General features: G+C 69.5%; 17 protein-coding genes. 7 read left to right on the top strand and 10 right to left on the bottom strand.

All coding sequences use genetic code 11. The features are described 5' to 3' along the window. The first annotated feature begins 4 nt into the window (after positions 1 to 4). The 4 genes from D9R14_RS07860 (at position 5) to pap (ending at position 4,864) form a co-directional block, all read left to right on the top strand. On the top strand, positions 5 to 982 hold the full coding sequence (locus D9R14_RS07860; protein ID WP_121622780.1) for a DnaJ C-terminal domain-containing protein: 978 nt from the start codon (positions 5 to 7) through the stop codon (positions 980 to 982). Between the two features lie 104 nt (positions 983 to 1,086). Beyond that, positions 1,087 to 2,580 (top strand): peptidoglycan-binding protein, encoded by a 1,494-nt coding sequence (locus tag D9R14_RS07855; RefSeq protein WP_121622779.1) that lies wholly within the window; start codon positions 1,087 to 1,089, stop codon positions 2,578 to 2,580. 302 nt (positions 2,581 to 2,882) lie between these two features. Beyond that, positions 2,883 to 3,335: a MaoC family dehydratase gene (locus D9R14_RS07850; protein WP_121622778.1), complete on the top strand. Its 453-nt coding sequence runs from the start codon at positions 2,883 to 2,885 to the stop codon at positions 3,333 to 3,335. A gap of 29 nt (positions 3,336 to 3,364) precedes the next feature. Further along, positions 3,365 to 4,864, top strand: coding sequence for a polyphosphate:AMP phosphotransferase (pap, locus tag D9R14_RS07845; RefSeq protein ID WP_121622777.1), 1,500 nt, complete (start codon positions 3,365 to 3,367; stop codon positions 4,862 to 4,864). A 28-nt stretch (positions 4,865 to 4,892) separates the two neighbouring features. Here the strand turns inward: pap and D9R14_RS07840 are convergent, their stop codons facing one another. Beyond that, positions 4,893 to 5,663, bottom strand: coding sequence for an SDR family oxidoreductase (locus D9R14_RS07840; RefSeq protein ID WP_121622776.1), 771 nt, complete (start codon positions 5,661 to 5,663; stop codon positions 4,893 to 4,895). A 172-nt stretch (positions 5,664 to 5,835) separates the two neighbouring features. On the opposite strand from D9R14_RS07840, the gene D9R14_RS07835 reads away from it, so the two are divergent. Then, positions 5,836 to 6,753 carry an AraC family transcriptional regulator gene (locus D9R14_RS07835; RefSeq protein ID WP_121622775.1) on the top strand — a complete coding sequence of 306 codons (918 nt, stop codon included), beginning with the start codon at positions 5,836 to 5,838 and terminating at the stop codon, positions 6,751 to 6,753. Between the two features lie 5 nt (positions 6,754 to 6,758). Here D9R14_RS07835 and D9R14_RS07830 read toward each other — a convergent pair whose 3' ends face one another. Then, positions 6,759 to 7,145, bottom strand: coding sequence for a winged helix-turn-helix transcriptional regulator (locus D9R14_RS07830; protein WP_121622774.1), 387 nt, complete (start codon positions 7,143 to 7,145; stop codon positions 6,759 to 6,761). 140 nt (positions 7,146 to 7,285) lie between these two features. Between D9R14_RS07830 and D9R14_RS07825 the strand changes: the two genes are divergently transcribed. Further along, the gene (locus tag D9R14_RS07825; protein ID WP_121622773.1) at positions 7,286 to 8,299 is read left to right on the top strand and encodes a zinc-binding alcohol dehydrogenase family protein; all 1,014 of its coding nucleotides are present in this window, start codon (positions 7,286 to 7,288) and stop codon (positions 8,297 to 8,299) included. Positions 8,300 to 8,465: 166 nt separating this feature from the next. Continuing rightward, positions 8,466 to 10,520 carry a putative bifunctional diguanylate cyclase/phosphodiesterase gene (locus D9R14_RS07820; RefSeq protein WP_121622772.1) on the top strand — a complete coding sequence of 685 codons (2,055 nt, stop codon included), beginning with the start codon at positions 8,466 to 8,468 and terminating at the stop codon, positions 10,518 to 10,520. A gap of 157 nt (positions 10,521 to 10,677) precedes the next feature. On the opposite strand, the gene D9R14_RS07815 is transcribed toward D9R14_RS07820, so the two are convergent. The 8 genes from D9R14_RS07815 to D9R14_RS07785 all read right to left on the bottom strand — a co-directional run bounded on the left by D9R14_RS07815 (position 10,678) and on the right by D9R14_RS07785 (position 15,682). Further along, the gene (locus D9R14_RS07815; protein ID WP_245420635.1) at positions 10,678 to 11,721 is read right to left on the bottom strand and encodes a tyrosine-type recombinase/integrase; all 1,044 of its coding nucleotides are present in this window, start codon (positions 11,719 to 11,721) and stop codon (positions 10,678 to 10,680) included. Beyond that, positions 11,718 to 12,032: a hypothetical protein gene (locus D9R14_RS23395; protein ID WP_245420633.1), complete on the bottom strand. Its 315-nt coding sequence runs from the start codon at positions 12,030 to 12,032 to the stop codon at positions 11,718 to 11,720. Before D9R14_RS23395 ends, D9R14_RS07815 begins: the two co-directional genes overlap by 4 nt. A 533-nt stretch (positions 12,033 to 12,565) precedes the next feature. After that, positions 12,566 to 13,684 carry a MazG-like family protein gene (locus D9R14_RS07810; RefSeq protein ID WP_121622770.1) on the bottom strand — a complete coding sequence of 373 codons (1,119 nt, stop codon included), beginning with the start codon at positions 13,682 to 13,684 and terminating at the stop codon, positions 12,566 to 12,568. After that, positions 13,674 to 13,895, bottom strand: coding sequence for a hypothetical protein (locus tag D9R14_RS07805; RefSeq protein WP_121622769.1), 222 nt, complete (start codon positions 13,893 to 13,895; stop codon positions 13,674 to 13,676). The genes D9R14_RS07810 and D9R14_RS07805 overlap by 11 nt, the downstream gene beginning before the upstream one ends. Continuing rightward, positions 13,882 to 14,283 carry a hypothetical protein gene (locus D9R14_RS07800; protein ID WP_121622768.1) on the bottom strand — a complete coding sequence of 134 codons (402 nt, stop codon included), beginning with the start codon at positions 14,281 to 14,283 and terminating at the stop codon, positions 13,882 to 13,884. The genes D9R14_RS07805 and D9R14_RS07800 overlap by 14 nt, the downstream gene beginning before the upstream one ends. Next, a complete protein-coding gene (locus D9R14_RS07795; protein ID WP_121622767.1) occupies positions 14,276 to 14,716 on the bottom strand; it encodes a hypothetical protein in 441 nt (146 codons plus the stop codon). Before D9R14_RS07795 ends, D9R14_RS07800 begins: the two co-directional genes overlap by 8 nt. Next, on the bottom strand, positions 14,706 to 15,041 hold the full coding sequence (locus D9R14_RS07790; RefSeq protein WP_121622766.1) for a hypothetical protein: 336 nt from the start codon (positions 15,039 to 15,041) through the stop codon (positions 14,706 to 14,708). The genes D9R14_RS07795 and D9R14_RS07790 overlap by 11 nt, the downstream gene beginning before the upstream one ends. After that, a complete protein-coding gene (locus D9R14_RS07785; RefSeq protein WP_121622765.1) occupies positions 15,038 to 15,682 on the bottom strand; it encodes a hypothetical protein in 645 nt (214 codons plus the stop codon). Before D9R14_RS07785 ends, D9R14_RS07790 begins: the two co-directional genes overlap by 4 nt. Positions 15,683 to 15,737 lie beyond the last annotated feature (55 nt).

The raw sequence follows: 15,737 nt of genomic DNA, 5'->3' as shown, positions 1-15,737 counted from the left end.
CTTCATGCGTGATCCCTACGACGTCCTCGGCGTGTCGAAGAGCGCCGACGAGGCCGAGATCAAGCGTGCCTACAGGCGGCTTGCCAAGAAGCTGCATCCGGACGCGAACAAGGACGACCCGAAGGCCCAGGACAAGTTCGCCGAACTGAACACGGCCCACGAGATCCTGGAGGACAAGGAGAAACGCGGCCAGTACGACCGCGGCGAGATCGACGCCGAGGGCAAGCCCCGCGCACCCGAGTTCGCCGGCTTCGGCGGCGGGCGTGGCGGGCCGGGGGGCGGTCCCGGCGGCTTCTCCGGTTTCGACGGCGACACCATCTTCGAGAGCTTCTCCTTCGGTCCCGAGGGCATGCGCCGCGCGGGCCGGCGCGGCGCGAGTCCGGGCGGCCAGGCGGGCGGCGGCTTCGAGGATATCGGCGACATCTTCGGCTTCGGCCGCCAGCGCCGTTCCGCGGGCGGGGGCTTCGCGCCCCAGCCGGGGGCGGACATGGAAATTTCGCTGCCCGTCAGCTTCGAGGAGGCGACCGAGGGCGCGTCCAAGCGCGTCGGCCTGCCGAACGGCAAGCAGATCGACATCAAGATCGCCCCCGGCACCCGCGAGGGCCATCGCATGCGCCTGAAGGGGCAGGGCGAGCCGAGCCCCATGGGCGGCCCGCCGGGCGACGCCTACGTGACCATCGCCTATGCGCCGCATCCGACCTTCGAGCGCGACGGCGACGATCTGCGCCAGCTGGTGGACGTGCCGCTGCCCGACGCGGTGCTCGGCGCCAAGGTGCGCGTGCCCATGCTCGCCGGCGCGGTCGACCTCTCGGTGCCGGCCTGGACCTCGGGCGGGCGCCTGTTCCGCCTGCGCGGCAAGGGCCTGCCCAACGCCACGGGTGGCCACGGCGACATGCTGGTGCGCGTCAACGTGGTCCTGCCCAAGGAGAAGGACGCCGAGCTGGAAGCCCTCATGCGCAAGCTGAAGGGCGACGAGGGGTGATGCTCCTATAAGGTGCATTATATCTAAAAATCACTTATAGGTTGCATTGGCTTCCGATCCGTGGAAACGCTTGCCTTCGGAAATTCGCATCCGAGGGCAGCGCCATGGCGGTCGCGTTCGATTCCCGGCTTCAGGAGGAATATGCGGCGCTGTTCGCCGGTCTCGTGGTCAGTCCGAGCCGGCGCGAGGAAGTGGGGCGCCTCGCCGCCCGCATCCTCCTGCCGGCCAACCGGGCGCGCTACGCCGCGGTGGAGGCGGCCGCCGGCGTGCCCTGGTTCGTGGTGGCGCTGATCCACAATCTGGAGGCGTCGGGCTCGTTCCGCAGCCACCTGCACAATGGCGACCTGCTGACCGCCCGCACGGTGCGGGTTCCGGCCGGCCTGCCCAAGGCGGCGCCGGCGCAGGGCGACGCCTACAGCTGGGAGGAGAGCGCAGCGGACGCGCTTGCCTTCGACCGGCTGGACCAATGGACCGACTGGACCGTGCCCGGGATCGCCTTCGCGCTGGAGCGCTATAACGGCTTCGGCTACCGGCGCCGCTACCCGCACGTGAAGAGCCCCTATCTGTGGAGCTTCTCCAATGCCTATACGCGCGGCAAGTTCATCGCCGACGGGGTGTTCTCGCCCGATGCGGTGAGCCAGCAGTGCGGCGCGATGACCCTGTTGAGCGCGCTGGTGGAGGATGCGCCCGAAGTCGCCGCGCGCCTCGGCTTCACGCAGCCCGACGCGCCCGACGAGGTCGCCCGTCCGACGCCGCACGTCGCCGACGACGGCAGCGCCGTGGATGTCCCCGGCGACCCGCCCCGCTTTCCCGGCAAATATCTGCTGCCCGGCAGCCGGGAGAAGGCCGCCATCCGCAAGGTGCAGGAGCGCCTGGCGCAGATGGGGGCCTCGCCCGGCGCACCCAGCGGCGCCTTCGACACCCCGACCCACTTCGCCGTCCAGCTGTTCCAGTCCCGCGCGGCGGATCTGGAGGGCGTGCCGCTGGAGATCGACGGCATCGTCGGCCCGAAGACGTGGGGCGCGCTGTTCGGCCCGCTGTCCATCGACAGCGAATGGGTGAAACCCAGTTTCCGGGTGGGCAAGCGCGAGGCCGACCTCGCCTCGGCGGTGATCGAGATCGCCGAGGGCGAGATCGACGTGCGCGAAGTGCCCCCCGGCAGCAATCGCGGGCCGCAGGTGGAGGCCTATCTGAGCAGCGTCGGCCTGAAGGGCGGCAATCCCTGGTGCATGGCCTTCGTCCACTGGTGCTTCGCCGGCGCAGCCGGGGCGCTCGGCGTGCCGAACCGCGTGCCCGCCACCGGCCATGTGCGCACGTCCTGGCAGCAGACCGGCAAGATCGCTTCCGGCGTGCGCGTCGTCACCGCGCAGGAGGCGGCGCGCGACCCCTCGCTGGTGACGGCAGGCATGGTGTTCTTCCTCGGCCTCGACGGCGGCACCGGCCATGCGGGCATCGTCGCCGCCAACGTCAACGGCCTGCTCTCCACCATCGAGGGCAACACCAATGACGGCGGCTCGCGCGAGGGCATCGGCGTGTTTCGCCGCGTCGGCCGCAAGGTCACGGACGCCAAGGTCCTGGGCTACGCCGCGTTCGGGTGAGGGGGACGCCTGCGGCGAAGTCCTTGCGCTGGGTCCCGGCTCTCCTTCCGCAGCGCTATGCGCCGCTCCAGTCGGCCGGGACGCGAGGGCCGCGCCCGTCACCAGCGCAGCGCCGGCGTTGCCCGCCCGTTCCCCGGCCCAGCGACGGCGCAGCCGGAGCGCCGAGCCGGGGTCCAGGGGAAAGTTCCGCGAAGCGGACGATCGCCTCTTTGCAGCCGCCGCCCCCCTTCCTTCCTCTCGCTTCCCTCTTCCCCGCGCCCGCACTACTCTGCGCGCCCCTTGTTCCGGAGGAGCCGCGCGCCATGTTTCTCGAACTGCAGAACCTTTATTTCGAGGACCTCGCGGTCGGCCGCGCCGAGCGCATCTCGAAGACCGTCTCCTCCTCGGACATCGTCGGCTTTGCCGAGCTGACGGGGGACCGCAACCCCATCCACCTGTCGCAGCACTTCGCGGCGAAGACGCCGTTCGGCGGGCGCATCGCCCACGGGCTCTACACGGCGAGCCTGATCTCCGCCGTGCTCGGCACGCGGCTGCCCGGGCCGGGGGCGATCTACATTTCCCAGACCCTCAACTTCCGCGCCCCGGTGCGCATCGACGACACGGTGGACGTGGAGGTGAAGGTGCTGGAGCTGATCCCCGAGAAGTTCCGCGCCCGGCTCTCCTGCGTCTGCCGGGTGGGCGACGAGGTGGTGCTGGACGGCGAAGCGCTGGTGAAGGTGCCGTCCTCCGGCGTACAGAAGGTGGCCTCGGCCTGAGCGGCCACGGATTAGGAAAGGGCCGGCCAATGTTCGAATCCGCCAAGTTCGAGCACAGGCTCGACAAGGCCAGCTTCAAGACGCTGGAGCCGGCGCTCAGGGAAGACTTGCTCAACGCCCAGTTCCAGCTGATCGACCAGAAGCGCCGCTCGCTGCTGGTGCTGATCCACGGCCCGGACGGCTCGGGCAAGGGGGCGGTGCTGAACCGGCTCTACGGCTGGCTCGACGCCCGCAAGCTCCGGACGCTGACCTATGACGCCCCCACCACCAACGCGCTGACCCATCCGCCGGCCTGGAAATACTGGCGCGATCTGCCGGGATACGGCGAGATCGGCATCATGCTCGGCTCCTGGTACCAGACCGCGCTCGTGGACCGGGCGCTGGGCAAGATCGGCCGCTCCGCCTTCACCGCCACCCTGGAGGGCGTCCGCCGCTATGAGGCCATGCTCGAAGCCGAGGGCGTGAGCATCCTCAAGCTGTGGCTCTATCTCGGCGCCGACGAGGCGCAGGCGCGCCTCAAGGCGCTGGAGAAGGGCCAGTATGCCCGCCCGGTGGTGCGCCAGTGGACCGAGGTGGACACCGCGAAGGAGCGCGAGCGCCTGTGGAACGCGGCCGAGGAGGTGGTGCGCCTCACCTCCACCCCGGCCGCGCCCTGGCATGTGGTGCCGGCGGTGGACGGCGAGTATCGCGACGCCATGGCCGGCACGGTCCTGCTGGACATGCTGCGCGCCATGGACACCGCGCCGGCGCCCGATCCCGCGCCGCGCCCGCCGCCCGCCAACCCGGCGGAGGTGCCGCACGGTCTGCCGCAATTCTCCATTCTGTCCACGCTCGATCTCTCCAAGGCGCTGGACGAGAAGACCTATCGCGAGGACCTGAGCGCGGCGCAGCACCGCATCACCCGCCTCACCACCGCGCCGGCATTCGAGAAGCGCGGGCTGGTGGTGGTGTTCGAGGGGAGCGACGCGGCGGGCAAGAGTTCCGCCATCATGCGCCTGCGCCACGCGCTCGACCCGCGCCGCTTCCGCGTCCATCCGGTCGCCGCGCCCAGCGACGAGGAGCGCGCGCGGCCCTATCTGTGGCGCTTCTGGCGGCGCATCCCGGCGCTCGGGCACACCGCCATCTTCGACCGCTCCTGGTATGGCCGGGTGCTGGTGGAGCGGGTGGAGGGCTTCTGCTCGCCCGCGGACTGGGGCCGCGCCTATGGCGAGATCAACGACTTCGAGGATGAGCTGACGAGCGCCGGCTACATCGTCGTGAAGTTCTGGCTCGCCATCAGTCCCGAGGAGCAGGCGCGCCGCTTCGAGGCGCGCGAGACCATCGCCTACAAGCGCTTCAAGCTGACGCCGGAGGACTGGCGCAACCGCGAGAAGTGGCCGCTCTACGAGGCGGCCGTCACCGAGATGGTGGACCGCACCTCCACCACCGCCGCGCCCTGGACGATGGTGGAGGCCGAGGACAAGCTCTATGCCCGCGTGAAGGTGGCGAAGACGGTCGCCGACCGCCTGGAGGCGGCGCTCGGCCGCTGAGGCCGGGGACCGCCCCCGGGGGGACGGCTCAGAGGCCCTGGCCGCCGGACACTTCGATGCGCTGGGCGTTCACCCAGCGGTTCTCCGGGCCGAGCAGGCCCGCGATCATCGGGCCGATGTCGTCGGGCACGCCGACGCGGCCGAGCGCGGTGATGGCGGCGAGGTGGTCGCCGATCTCCGCATTGTCGCGCACCGCGCCGCCGCCGAAGTCGGTGGCGATGGCGCCGGGCGCCACGGTGTTCACCGCGATGCCGCGCGGGCCCAGTTCCTTGGCGAGGTAGCGGGTGAGCACCTCCACCGCGCCCTTCATGGCCGCATAGGCGCTGTAGCCGGGATAGCAGAAGCGGGTGAGCCCGGACGAGATGTTGACGATGCGCCCGCCGTCCGCGATCAGCGGCAGCAGCGCCTGGGTGAGGAAGAACACGCCCTTCAGGTGCACGTCCACCAGCCGGTCGAACGTCGCCTCCTGCGTCTCGCCGAGCGGGCTGAAGTCGCCATGGCCGGCATTGTTCACGAGGTTGTCGAAGGTCGAACGGCCGAACGTCTCGCTGAGCGTCGCCTTGAGCGCCGCCGCGAAGTCGGCGAAGCCCGCGACAGCGCCGGTGTCGAGCTTCAGCGCCGCCGCCTTGCGGCCCATGGCGGCGATCTCGGCGACGACCTCCTGCGCCGCGTCGGCGCGGCTGTGATAGGTGACGATGACATCGCCGCCGCGGCGGGCGATGGCGAGGGCGGTGTTGCGGCCGAGGCCGCGGCTGCCGCCGGTGATGAGGGTGATCTTGGGGGACGTCGCCGAGGTCATTGCCGGTCTCCGGTGCGGGTGTTTCGATGCGGCGGTTATGCCCCCGGCCGCGCCCGTCCTGTTGTCGGAACCTCGCGATTGCTTGCCTGATCCTCCGGAAGGCGCGGGCGGTAGCTGCGTGGCGGGTGCACCCCAGATGCGCGCGTGGCGCCGTTGCGCTAGTCTTCGCGCCATGACCAGCCTGCTCGAAGCCGTCCGCGCCCATGCCGTCGCCCACGCCGTCACCCATGCCGGCGCCGCCGGCGTCGCCACCACGCCGATCCCGGGGCTGATGACCCTCACCTCGCTCGCGCCGACCGAGATCGCGCACGACATCCTGCGCCCGCTGGTGTGCCTGGTGGTCCAGGGCGGCAAGCACGTCACCCAGGGCGGCCGGGACTTTGCCTTTTCCGCCGGGGACAGCCTCATCATCACCGCCGATGTCCCGGTGGCGAGCCGCATCACCGAGGCGAGCCCGGCGCGGCCCTATTATTCGCTCGTGCTGGAGCTGGACCTCGGCCTCGTCACCGAGCTGAGCGCGGAGATGGCGGCGGCTCGCATCGCCGATCCCGCGCCGGTGCGCGCCGAGCCCACGGATGCCGAGGTGAGCGCAGCCGCGCTGCGCCTGCTGCGCTTGCTCGATCGTCCGCAGGCCTTGCCCGTTCTGCGGGACCAAATGCTGCGGGAACTGCACTACTGGCTGCTGGCGGGGCGGCACGGATCGGCCATCCGCCAGCTCGGCTGGCCGGACGGCCACGCCCAGCGCGTGGCGCGGGCGGTGGCGATCCTGCGCGCGGAGTTCGCCCGCCCGGTGCCGGTGGCGCGCCTCGCCGCGGCTGCGGGCATGAGCCTGTCCACCTTCCACCAGCATTTCCGGGCCGTGACCACGCTCTCGCCGCTGCAGTTCCAGAAGCAGCTGCGCCTCATCGAGGCGCGGCGGCTGATGCTGCAGGAGGGCGCGGCCGCCGCCGGGGCCGCGTTCGCGGTCGGCTATGAGAGCGTGCCCCAGTTCACCCGCGAATATGGCCGCATGTTCGGCCTGTCGCCGGCGCGCGACGTGAAGGCGGCGCGCGACAGAGGCGGACCGGACGAAACCCGCGCGGTGGCCTGAGGGGACTATTCCGCCGCCGCGCGCCCGCCTTCGGGGGCGGGCAGGGGGCATGCGGGCGCCGCCTCGGCCACCAGATGGCCGCGCCCGAACGCCGCCAGCGCCAGCACCGCCTGCCTGAGGCTCTCGCCCTTCTCGGTCAGCCGGTAGCCCACCTGCGGCGGCACGGCGGGATAGACCGTGCGCGCCACCACGCCGTCGGCCTCCAGTTCCTTCAGCGCCTTGGACAGGATGCGCTGGGTGACGTTCGGCATGCGCCGGCGCAATTCCGAGAAGCGCAGCTCGCCGCCGAGCAGGTGGAAGACGGTGCCGCCTTTCCACTTGGCGCCGATGATCTCGAGCGCCGCCTCGACCGGGCATCCCGTGCCCTGATAGCTGAAATGGCGCCTGGCCATGGAAGAGATCCGCAAGTGTCGGGTATCAGCGATGATACCACGCGACCAGATTGTGCCGTCTTGCGCCTCCGGCCGCTTCGACGACATGGAGGGGCAAGGCAATGCCAGGGGCCGCCCGGCCCCCGAACCCGGAGACCATCATGCAGGCCATCGGCTATGTCGAGTCCCTCCCCATCACCGATCCGCGCGCGCTGTTCGCCTTCGAGGCGCCAGATCCCGTTCCCGGTCCGCGCGACCTGCTGGTGGAGGTCAAGGCGGTCTCGGTGAACCCGGTGGACACCAAGGTGCGCATGCGCCGCCAGGGCACCGCCGAGGCGCCGGTGATCCTCGGCTGGGACGCCGCCGGCGTGGTGAAGGCGGTGGGCGCGGAGGCGCGCCTCTTCAAGCCGGGCGACGAGGTCTATTATGCCGGCAGCATCACCCGGCCCGGCACCAACGCGCCGCTGCATCTGGTGGACGAGCGCATTGCCGCGCTGAAGCCGCGCACGCTGGGCTTTGCCGAGGCCGCCGCGCTGCCGCTCACCGCCATCACCGCGTTCGAGGGCCTGTTCGACCGGCTGAAGCTGGCGGTGGGCAAGACCGGCGACCATGGCGTGGTGCTGATCGTCGGCGCGGCCGGCGGCGTCGGCTCCATGGCGGTGCAGCTGGCGCGCCGGCTCACCGCGCTCACCGTGGTGGGCACCGCCTCGCGGCCGGAGAGCGCGCAATGGGTGCGCGAGCTAGGCGCCCATCATGTCATCGACCATTCCAAGCCCCTGAGCGAGGAGATGGCGCGCATCGGCCTGCCGCAGGCCGACGCCATCTTCTCCCTCACCGCCACGGACAAGCACTGGCGCGAGATCGCCGCGGTGCTGCGCCCGCAGGCGACGGTGTGCGTGATCGACGATCCCGGCGCCCTCGACGTGGCGCTGCTGAAGCAGAAGAGCGCGGCGCTGGCCTGGGAGTTCATGTTCACCCGCTCCATGTTCGAGACCGACGACATGATCGCCCAGCACCGCCTGCTGGCGGAGGTGGCCGGCCTGGTGGACGAGGGCCTCGTGCGCACCACGCTCGGCGCCCATTACGGGCCGATCACGGTGGAGAACCTGAAGCGCGCCCACGCCGCTCTGGAGAGTGGGCGCACGGTGGGCAAGATCGTGCTCGAAGGCTGGTGAGGCGCACGCCCCCGGCGCGGTCGGCGCCGGGGGCGTAATGTTCAGGTGTTTTCAAGAAGTCTTGTTCACACTATCTTGCTTCGTCCGCGTATGATTGTCGACGCGGGACAAAGTGGTAGAATGTGATGCGCAGGTACGCCGCTCCGGAGAGATTACCGTGGCAGTGATGACAGCGCTGATCTATTGGGTCATCGTTGCCTTATGGCTCACGGTGCTGGTCACGGTCGTAACGGCGGCGGCGCGTGGAAAGTACGAGGTCGATGGTACCACTTGGCTTCTTCTTGCCGTGCTGTCCATCGACGTGGTGCGCAACATCGCCGAGAATTTCTATTTCGGCCTGCTGTGGGGCTCGCGGTACGGAGTCTTCCCCGCGGCGATCGAGGCGGCGCTGGCCCGGCCCGAACTGCTGATCCTGCCCAAGATCCTGAACGTGCTGGCGGCGCTCATGGTGCTCGTCATCCTGTTGTGGCGCTGGCTGCCGCTGGCGGCGCGGGAGAGGAGCGAGGCGCTGCAGACCATGAGCGCGCAGTCCGCGCAGATCGCGCGCGAAGCCGAGGAGCAGCGCCTCCTGTTCGAGACCTCGGTCGACCTCATCCTGGTGATCGACCGTTTGGGCATCGTGCGGCGGGTGAGCAGGAGTTCGGCCGCGATCCTCGGCTATGCGCCGGAGGAGGTGGTGGGGCGCGACGGCAGCACCTTCGCCGAGCCCGGTCAGTACGAACGCTTGAACGCGGCGCTCGGCCTGCTCGCGGCCGGCCAGCACGTGCCCGAGGCGGTGGCGGAGATGCGCCACAAGGATGGGCATCGGGTGACGCTCTCCTTCCTCGGCGTGTGGGCGCCGGGCCTCGACGCCGGCCTGGTGATCGGCCGCGACATCACCGAGCGCATGGCGGCAGCGGCGCGGCTCGACCGTCTGGCCTATTTCGACGAGCTGTCGGGCCTGCCGAACCGGGTGAGCCTCTTGCGCGACCTCACCGCCGCGCTTGAGGCCGCGGATGCGCCGCCCTTGGCGCTGGCGGTGCTCGACCTCAACAGCTTCAAGGACATCAACGATTTTCTCGGCCATTCCACGGGCGACCGGGTGATTGGCGCGATCGGCGCGCGTCTCGCGCGTGCCGGCTCGGACCGCTGCCGCTTCTACCGCTCGGGAGGCGACGAGTTCTTCATGCTGCTAACGGGCGCCGCCGGCTCCGATGAGGCGTCGGCCGCGGTGCAGAACGTGGTCCGCCTCCTGGAGGAGCGCGTCGACGTGGACGGCTACCGGCTGTTCGTCTCCATCTCCTGCGGCATCGCCTGCGCTCCCGAGCATGCCCGCACCTGCGACGAGCTGATCCAGAACGCCGACCTCGCCCTCGGCGCCGCCCGGGCTGACGGGCGCAAGATCAGCGTTTTCACACCTGCCATCCGGCGCAATGCGCGCGCCCGCCAGGAGATCGAAAGCGAGCTGCGGCGGGCGGTGGCGCAGCAGGAATTCGTGCTCCATTTCCAGCCGCAGATCCGGCTCGCGGACGATGCGGTGGTCGGTGCCGAGGCGCTGCTGCGCTGGAACCATCCCGAGCGCGGGCTGCTCGCCCCCGCGGCCTTCATCGACGCGCTCGGCCACAGCCCGGCGGCGGCGGAGGCGGGGCAGTTCGTGCTGGCGAGCGCCTGCGCCGCGGCGGCGGACTGGCGCGAGAAGGGGCTCGGCGCGCTGCGCATCGGCGTCAACCTGTTCCCGATCCAGTTCCATTCCCGCACTCTGCTCGACGACGTGGAGCAGGCGCTCGCCCGCAGCGGGCTCGATGCCCGCCAGCTGGAGCTGGAGATCACCGAGAACATCGCCCTCGGCCACGGCGACGACGTGCTCGACGTGCTGAAGGCGCTGCACCAGCAGGGCATCGGCCTCGCCTTCGACGATTTCGGCACCGGCTACGCTTCGCTGAGCTACCTTCTGCGCTATCCGCTGACGCGGCTGAAGATCGACCGCAGCTTCGTGCAGAAGATCACCGACGCGGCGGCCCCCGAGCACGCCGCGATCGTCCAGTCGATCCTGGTGATGGCGCACAATATCGGCCTCGAGGTGGTGGCCGAAGGGGTCGAGACCGACCGGCAGGCCGCCTTCCTGCGGGCGCGCGGCTGCGAGGAGGCGCAAGGCTACCACTTCGCCCGCCCCCTGCCGCGCGACGCGTTCGAGGCTTACGTTGCAGCACGCCTCGCGCCCTCGGCCATCTGCCAGGGATAGCGCGCCGTCGGGCGCCGCGTCTGACATGCGTCGGGCCGTGCATCCGGGGCGGGGCAGGGGAGGATGTCGGGCGTGGCTGGGGCGCCTGGATTCGAACCAGGGAATGGGGGAATCAAAATCCCCTGTGCAGCGCTGATATCCAGTTGATCCAGCTATATTATCGGCGCTTATCCACTGCCCTATGTGCCGGCTTTTGTGCGGGCGTCGTGCCGTCAGTGGTGCCCGCGGCGCCAGCCGTCGGGGGATTCTCCGCTGTGCCGGGAATTGTGCGGGCGGCCATCTGCCGCCGCGCGTCCACCTCGAGGAACGCATACGACCGCTCGGTCTGCACGCTGGTGCTGTGGCCGAGCTGGTCCCGGACCATCTCCATCGACCACCCTTGCTCCTGCAGCAGCCGGCAGCCATGGGTGCGGCGCAGGTCGTGCCAGATCAGGTTCGGGATGCCGGCGCGCTTGGCCGCCGCCTTCAGGCCCCGCAGCATGTGGCCGAACCGCTGCCCATCCTTCAGCGGCGCCCGATCGCGCTTCACGGCTCGGCTCGGCGCCCGCCCGCCGTGGAAGAACACAAACGGCTCCTTGATGTGCCGCGGCAGGCTGCGCAGGACAGCCACGGCCGGATCCAGAAGGATCGCGGTGCGGTCCCGCTTCGCCTTGGCGATCTCCTTCGGAATCTCCACCTGCCGGCGCTCGAGGTCGACCCGATCCCAGGTGAGGCCCCATTGCTCTTCGGAGCGCAGGCCGGAGTAGATCGCGAACACGATGGCGGCGCGCAGGCGCGGCGCGGCGGCCTCGAGCAGCCGGGCCTCTTCATCGCGGGTCAGGTAGCGCGTGCGCGGCGGGCTCTCCCGCAGGCCGCGCTTCTTGCGCGCCTTGAGGAAGGCGGACACGGGGTTGGTGTCCACCCACTCCTTCTCGGCGGCGAACCCATAGATCGACGACAGGCACGCGAGGTCGCGGCGCACGGTCGGCGCCGCCGCTCCCATGGACCTGCGCCACGTCTCGAAGTCCTTCAGGTCGGCCGAGCGGACATCGGCAAGCATCTTGTCGCCTAGGCGCTCATCAAGGTAGGCGATAGACCGGCCGTAGCGCTTGCGGGATGACAGGCGCAGCGTGGGGCAGTGCTCGAGGATGAAGGTGTCGGCCGCCTCGTTGACCGTGATCTTCGGTCGGTCGCCCCAATCCTCGGCCTCGAGCCGGTTCACCCACGCTCTAAGACGCTCGCGAGCGACGCTTTCAGATCGCGTCTCGAGGGACGCGCGAATTTCCTTCCCGCCCCGCTGGACGCGCCCCCACCACGTCTGCCCGCGCTTGTAGATGTTGGCCATTCGGTCACCTGCTTGCGCTGAGCATCCCACCAGCGCGCCACCACGTCCAGATCGAAGACCCAGCGGCCGTGGGCGCCGAAGGGCTGGAAGGCGCCGGGCACCTTGCCGGCGGCGGCGAGGCGGATCCAGTGGCGCGTCGTGAAGCCGTAGCGCTCCACCAGAGCCGAGGCAGGGACATGGCGCGGCATCAGGTGGGCGCCTCCGGGCGCTCGGAAAGCGCCTCCGCAAGGTCGGGGGCATCGCGCCGCGCATCGTCGATCAGGCGACTACGGAGCCGCCTTTCCAGATCACTCGCCATCGTGGCCTCCGGGTTGGGTGGTGGGGCGGACTGGTGCAGCCGCTCCCTTTTCAGGCCGGTCTAGTGCCTTGACGAAAGGCACCCAAAGTTCCGAGATGCCTGCGGCGATCAGCCAGAAACCGGCGAAGACCGGCGCGTTCCCCACGAGGCTTGTCCCCGCCGCGATCAGCCACATGCTAGTGAGCAGGCTCACTTCCCTTCCTCCCCTTCCAGGGCGGCGAGGCCGGCGCGCTCTTCCGCCGCCTTGCGGCGCGTTACAATTTCTTCTGGAGTAGGAGCGCCATTATCGGCGAGGTTCCGATCTCGGCAGTATCCCCAACCTTGGCAGGCCGTCGGGGAACGGCACGGGCCGGCCAAGCACGGTTCCGGCGTCATAAGTCTCTCCGCGATTTTCCGTCGCTTTTCAGACAGCGTCTCCATGTCTCACCCCTCCCCGTCGAGCGGGAGGGCAAGGATGGCCTCCAGCGCCATACTCAGCGCGTTGAGCGCGGCGGTTTGTGCCTTAGCCTCAGCGGTTCTGCCGCACATCAAAGCTTTGTCCTGCGCCGCTTTGCGCCCCTCAATGTGCGAGGCCAGCACAGCGCCACACCTCTCCCGCATCGCCAGGGCCGCCGGCCACGCGCTCGGCTGGGGCTGGGCCGCCACGGGTGCCGGCGCGGGCTGCGCGGGCTGGAGGGCCGAGAGGATGCGGCGCTCGTAGTCGGCCTGGGCGGCAGCCCGTGCCGCTTTCAGCGTGGCGTGACGAGAGTAATCCAGCCTTGTTCCGGAAAGCAGAAACGGTGCGCGGCCATTCAGAACGCGCTCTGGAAGGTCTGTCTGGTCTTCCACGAGGTAGTACCCGAACGGCGTCTCCGCTCGGTACGGGTTCCACTCCAGCGCCCGCACCACCGGCTCGTCCGGGCCGGGCGCCGGGGAGGCGAGGGGCTCGGTGGTGGGCGCGCGATAGGGCTGCCCCTCGCTGCCGATCTTCGGGGTCTGGTACTTGTAGGTGGCGAGCATCTTGGCCATCGCCGTGCTGGTCGTGCAAGTGTATTTGACGGCCGGCTCCCCACCCTGCTCGGGAGGGGGCGGGGAGGCGGAGAGCATGGTCTTGAAGCCGCGCGCTTGGCTCGTGGCGTTGAACTTCTGCACGACCGCGGCCATGAGCGCGTCGCCGCTGATGCCGGCGGCGTTCGCCACGAGGTCGATGCACATGATGCCGTCGGCGAGTTCTTCGGCCAGATGCTCCAGCGTGTCGCGCGAGCCCGCCCAGCCAAGGCGTTCGCGTTCCAGCTTTTTGATGACGTTGCACGCCTCGCCGATCTCGCCCGCCAGCTCGTTGCCGCGGAATGAGAGGTCGGGCTTCTGGTCCGGGCACCATTCCTCCTGGCGCGCGGCGTTGGCGCGATGGAGATCGGCGAGCGTCCACCCCTCCGGCGCGCGGGCCGGGAGCGCGGCGCGGGCCTGCCAGCCGAGCCATGCATTGTCCGGCGGCCTGGAGTTCTGCCATTGGTCGTACGCCCACTTCTCGAAAGCTTCGCGCTCGGCGGTGTCAGCGGTCATGACCGGTCTCCTGTGTCTCGTCCTCGACCCGGATCAGGACCGGGCGGATGCGCCAGCCGCGGCGCTTGGCCTCGGGCCAGCCGCCCGACCAGTAGGCGGCAGCTGCGGCTCGCGCCTCGCTGGCCAGCCCGCGCACGGTGCCGGCGACGATCACGTCGCGCTTACCGCCCGTCCACACCGCAGCGAAGGCGCGCTGCTCAGTCTTCTGCATTGGGGGCCTCCGGGGTTGGGGTGAGCGGCTCCCACAGCCGCAGCAGGTGGGCGAGGCGCGGGCGCAGAAACTCGATCACGGCCGGCTCGTCCGCGCGGCAGACCTCGATCTCGGTCCACCGGTAAAGGCCCTTGCGCTGCCCCATCCAGAACAACAGGAGCTTGCCGTTCCTGTAGTAGGGGTCGCCGTTGAAAGCCATGCCGTCGTCCTCGCTCCAGTCGAAGCGAAACAGCAGGTTCATGTCCATATCGGCGTCGCCTTCCCCCGCCAGGAAGGCCGAGAACGTCTTGTATTCCGCGTTCGGCTGATCGTTTCCGGGGGCGTAATAGTTGCCCTCGTTGCAGTAGTACGGGTGCTCGACTTCCCAAAGGTGCTTCTGCTCAGTCATCCTTGCCTCCCGCAGCGGGAGGGGCGGGGAGAGGGCGCCAGCAAGTCGGGAAGCGTTCATGCCCTGGGCATGTCGTCCAGCCGAGATCGAACTCTCGCTTCGAGCGGTTGTACTTCGTGCAACCCCAGCTGCCGGCATCGACTGGCGGACCGTCTCGCATGCCACCAAGCAAGATGAGCTTGTTCTTCGGCGCCGCGTCCATGTCGAAGTTCCACCCTCCCGCCTCACGAAGGAGAGCGGCGAGGGCCGGCCACGCCTCCACCAGGGCGCTCTCGAACTCGCTCTCGGCCGACGCCGCGAGGATCGCCGCCGTCTTCCAGGCGTCCGACGCGGGGTCATTCTCGCCGGCATCGGCAAGCTGCCGCTCGCGAGCGCGCATGTCGGTGGCGCGGTGGTGGAGCCGGTCCAGTTCGGTGATCAGGTCATTCGCCATCGGGGAACTCCCTGCGCAGCCGCTCGCGCTCGTGCGCGTCATCGCGGAGGATGTCGGGGTCGGGCGCCCGGCAATCCGGGCAGGGGACTTCTTCGCCGTCATCGTGCGGGAATCCGCATCCGTGCTCATAGACGCTGACGCGCTTGGTAATCACGCCGGACCCGCCGCATGTGCTGCAATTGTCAGGCTCGCTGTCCTCCCAAGGGCAGGAGCCCACTTCCTCCTCCATCTCGCAGGAGCGGGAGGAATAGGCGCCGCACCAGGGGCACGGACCTGACGGCGGGATGGCCACCCTCAGCGCGAGGGGCTTGGTGTCGGGGGTCATGGGGTGGCTCCAGTGGCCTTGGCGAGCGCGTCGCGGAGGCGCTTCTTCTCGGCATCCAAGAAGGCGTCGTGCTGCAACTTGATCGCCTTCTGGAACTCAGAAATCGCGGCGTTGGTCGCCTTCTCGATCTCGGTCTTGAAAGAGCGGTGGACACAGCTTTCGACAATGTGCTGGAGCCGGGACTTGCTGTAGTGCCGGTCGGTGGTTGGATTGCCGGAATTGTCGACCCGCGCTTCCAGGTAGTCCCGGCCCGTGAGGCCGATGAACTCGCGCATCGTCACGGGCTGCGCGTCCGGCTTCTGGTACGGGTATTTCGGCAGGATCGGCCGATCCAGAACGTCGGCGGCGACCGTGTACAAATGCTTGTCGGCCTGCGCGGTCACGATGGCGATGCAGCGTTCCTCGACGAGCTTCGCGAGCTTGTTGTTGCCGTACTCGCCGACGACGACGCGGGCGGCAGCCTCGACGATCAGTTCTTCCATGTCGCGCTGCGTCCAGCTCCGCATGGAGACGTGGAATTCGATGCCCTTACCTTCAGGATCCCTGGTCGCGACCATGTCGGATTGCAATTCCGGCGGCTCCTCTCCGGTGCCGTACCGCGCTTCGGCGATGTTGCCCGTGTCCATGATGACGTTGCCCATTTCGTTCTCCGATCATTTGATGATCTTGAACTTATAACCGGTTGCGTTTATAGTC

The sequence above is a fragment of the Xanthobacter tagetidis genome, from assembly GCF_003667445.1.
GTDB lineage: Bacteria > Pseudomonadota > Alphaproteobacteria > Rhizobiales > Xanthobacteraceae > Xanthobacter > Xanthobacter tagetidis.
Note: the sequence above shows the minus strand (reverse complement) of the source record. Positions and strands in the feature narration are given on the sequence as shown.